Source organism: Streptomyces sp. NPDC005574, assembly GCF_040605435.1.
GTDB lineage: Bacteria > Actinomycetota > Actinomycetes > Streptomycetales > Streptomycetaceae > Streptomyces.
On the sequence record NZ_JBEXCW010000228.1, the window covers coordinates 1 to 3,554 of the forward strand.

Annotated in this window: 3 protein-coding genes and 2 pseudogenes; 1 reads left to right on the plus strand and 4 read right to left on the minus strand. The window is 64.5% G+C overall.

All coding sequences use genetic code 11. The features are described 5' to 3' along the window. Window positions 1-188 (minus strand): annotated as a pseudogene (locus ABZT03_RS43400) (hypothetical protein); the annotation flags it as partial. Between the two features lie 171 nt (window positions 189-359). Here ABZT03_RS43400 and ABZT03_RS43405 point away from each other — a divergent pair. Next, window positions 360-893: a tetratricopeptide repeat protein gene (locus ABZT03_RS43405; protein ID WP_356049725.1), complete on the plus strand. Its 534-nt coding sequence runs from the start codon at window positions 360-362 to the stop codon at window positions 891-893. A 1-nt stretch (window position 894) separates the two neighbouring features. Here the strand turns inward: ABZT03_RS43405 and ABZT03_RS43410 are convergent. From ABZT03_RS43410 to ABZT03_RS43420, 3 genes and pseudogenes are all read right to left on the minus strand, one after another. Further along, window positions 895-1,599, minus strand: a pseudogene (locus ABZT03_RS43410) (transposase). Between the two features lie 38 nt (window positions 1,600-1,637). After that, window positions 1,638-1,862 carry a hypothetical protein gene (locus ABZT03_RS43415; protein ID WP_356049726.1) on the minus strand — a complete coding sequence of 75 codons (225 nt, stop codon included), beginning with the start codon at window positions 1,860-1,862 and terminating at the stop codon, window positions 1,638-1,640. Window positions 1,863-2,456: 594 nt separating this feature from the next. Further along, a partial coding sequence (locus ABZT03_RS43420) for an RHS repeat-associated core domain-containing protein (protein ID WP_356049727.1) occupies window positions 2,457-3,554 on the minus strand: 1,098 nt, incomplete at its 5' end.

The window sequence follows — 3,554 nt, forward strand, 5'->3', positions numbered from 1 at the left end:
CCGCCCACCACGGCCTGAACCACCGTCACCACCACGGCCAGACACGTCCCGAACCGGCTCACAACCCCGAACGCTCGCCCAACCTGACAATGCCGGAAGCGGTGGTACAGCCACACCGCATGGGAGATGACCTCCGCCGGGAACCGGAACCCCTTGTACGACACCGCCGCCCCGGCCTCCACAGCCACCCTCCCCACCCCCACCTGAACGATCTAAACGATCATCCCACAGACCGACCGCGATCAAGTTGACAATGCCTACCGGCGGCCAACCCGATCACGACACCGCTATCCCGATACAAGTCGGGAACCTCAGTCGGCGCTTTGCTGATCGGGCAGGGTGTGCCAGCGTAGGGCGGCATGAGCGATGATCACGAGAAGAACGCGGCGCTGGCGCGGGCAGTGCAACTGCGTGAACAGGGCCAGGCTGGGCAGGCCCGGGAGCAACTGGTGGAACTGGCCGAGCGGTACCCGGGGGATGCCGAGATCGCCTACCAGACCGCTTGGGCACACGATGTTCTCGGCCTGGAGCGCGAGGCTGTGCCGTTCTACGAACGGGCCCTGGGTGGTGCGGGCCTGTCTCGGGAGGATCGTCATGGGGCTTTCCTCGGGTTGGGGAGTACTCACCGAGTCCTGGGCTCCTATGGGGAGGCCATGCAGACTCTGCGGCATGGACTGGAGGAGTTCTCGGACGATCCGTCGCTGCGGGCTTTCCTGGCCATGGCGCTGTACAACGACGGTGAGGGCCGCGAGGCGGTGCGGCTGCTGCTGAAGACGCTGGCTGCCACCAGCAGCGGCCGTCGGGTGCAGGACTACCGGCGGGCGATCGAGCACTACGCCGATGATCTGGACGGCGTGCAGCAGACGAACGAGGAGCCGCAGGAGAAGACTTGAGTCACCGGCGGCGGCGTGGACGGCCGTCCCAGCGGTGAGTGGTCCACGCTCGTCGGATCAGGCTGCGGACGGTGATGACGGTGTCGGCGAGGTCGAAGAAGGCGTTGATCACGGTGGCGCGGCGTTCGTAGCAGCGGGCGAGGCGGTGGAAGGCGTTCTGCCAGGCGTGGGTGCGCTCGACGTGCCACCGTTGGCTGGCCTGGATCGGTGCCTTCTCACCCTTGTGCGCGATCTGTCCATGCAGTCCTCGCCGGTCGAGTTCGGTGCGGGTGCCGGCGGAGTCGTAGCCGGCGTCCAGGTGCACGGTGATGTCGTCCGGCAAGGCCTAAGCCCGTCGAGCAGGTCGAGGGTCGGAGCCAGGAGCGGGGAGTCGTGGCGGTTGGCGCCGGCCAGGTTCCAGGATCAGGCCGACGATGCGGTCGTAGGCCTCCAGCGCGATTTGCTTCAGCCGGGAGAACAGGCCCAGTCGTATCCACTCGTCGCGGCGGCTTCGGATCGTGGTGGCCGAACAGGTGGTGTCCGCAATCGCCTCGTAGGAGCAGCCGAAGCGCAGGACCTGCAGCAGCTTGTCGAACACGATCCGGTCGGCGACCCGGCGCCGATGGCAGCCCAGCGGATGAGCCGGATCGAACTCCGACCGCGGCGGCAGCAGCGCGGCGAACTGGTCCCACAGCGGTTCGGTCAGCCATGATGGCAGCGCAGGCACAGGTCTCCTTGATGATCACGAGCGTCGCGACTCCATGATCACGGAACCTGTGACTGCCTCATCGCGCGAGCCTGGGCCGAGTGATCGGCGGGCATCGGGGTCGCCATCGTGATGCCTTCGCGGGCCGCCGCGGCCACGAGGTCGGCGGAGGGGTAGCCGGAGTCCAGGTAGTGCCCGCCGGACTTGACCCGGTGCTCGGTCAGCCGCTGCTGGATGCCGGCGGCGGCCGTCACGTCCGGCGCGGTCGACACCGTGGTGGCCACGTCGGTGATCAGGTTCGGCGAGGCCGGACCGGCGTCCGCGCCGGCGGTACCGTCGTCGCAGCTCTCCGTCAGATGAATCTTGTATCCGCACCAGAACAGCTTGTCTCCCTTCGTGGACCAGCGGGCGTCCGGATCGTAGGGGGAGGCGAGCCGCAGTTGGCCGGGCGGGACGCCGTCGCTGTCGGCCTCGACCCTACGAACGACCGCTGGCCGTCCTCGGCCTCAGCTGACCTGCATCAACGCACGATCCGAAGGCCGGAAATCTGGCTGGGTGTTTCTCACCGATCTTGGCTCACGAGCTCAGACGCATACCAGACTGCACACGAGGCCACGCAAAACGCTCGGCTGGGACACCCCAACCGAGCGCTTCACGGAGTTACTGATGAACGACGCCAACACTCCTCGTGTTGCGACGATGTCGAATTGCCCACTAGCGGCGGAGCATTCTTGCCTCAGATCATCGGCATCCCTGAACGCCCGAGTCGCCGGCATCTTCAACGCCGGGAACACGCGGCTATCTACTTGCCGTGCCTGATCAAGCCTGCACTTCAGGAGATCTGGGGGCACGGCGGAACTAGCGACAAAAATACCGAATTAGGGCCGCCTAATTTGCTTTACCAATCTTCCGGGATTTCCTTGAGAGGCCTTATAGAAATCACTTCCTACTGTTTCTGCGGCCCGCAGCCCCATCTCGCCGCCCATATTGAGGGAGCCAGATATCGCGTCCCGGGCTGCCTGCAATTGACTCGGACTAAGAGTCGACTGTGCCGGATCAACGGGGCTGCGCACACTTGTGAATTCCGGGTACAATTTGGTCATGTTATTCATTTGCTCATGTACAGGACTCTTTGAAATCTCGACAATTTTCACATCCGGCACCCTATCCTTGTAGGGCATCTGACCGCTTCTTTGTGTTACGGGGCCGTCTATTTCTGGGATTCCTGGAACTATCCCCCATGTAATTTCGTCGGATATTGGCATGCATTCTTCGTCAGAGCACATGGCATCTATGGTTTTGATGCCTGTGCCGATGTGGTCTTCGTCTCCGTAGGTGTGGCCGATGCCGCGTGTCAGCCAGTCGCCGAATTCGGTGAGGAGGTTGGGGTCGGCGTGGATGACGATTTCGTCGGCGACGAGGTCGCCTGCGGGTTGGGTGGTGATGTTGCCGTATTGGTCCCAGCAGTAGTCGTCTTGGCAGGCGGTGGATGTGGTTTGCCATCCTGCGGTTTCGCTGGTGTCGCTGGTTTGGATGGTGGTGTTGGTTGCGGTGGCGGTGCCGTCGGTGTCGTGGCAGCCGGTGTTGGTTTCGGGGCAGGTGTTGTCCCATTTGGGGGCGGGTTGGGGGGTGGTGCCTGAGGTGTCGGAGGTGATGGTCTGGTAGGGGGTGAGGCCTAGGTTGGTGCCCCAGCCGCATCCGCAGGCGGAGCTGGGGTAGCCGCCGCCGGCGCCGGGGCTGCCGCCGTCGCCGGCGCTGCCGCATCCGGCGTCGCCTTTGTGGACGCAGACGCTGGTGGTGCCGTCTGCGTTCATGAGGTAGCCGGTGGGGTCGGTGTAGTTGAGGGGGCTGTTGCGGACGTAGGTGTAGGGGTTCCAGTCCTGTCCGTCGAGGGGGTTGGAGATGATGGGGTCTGGGGTGAGGAAGTCGGATTGGGCGGGGTCCATGACGCGGCCGTTGAAGTTGATGAGGCCGAG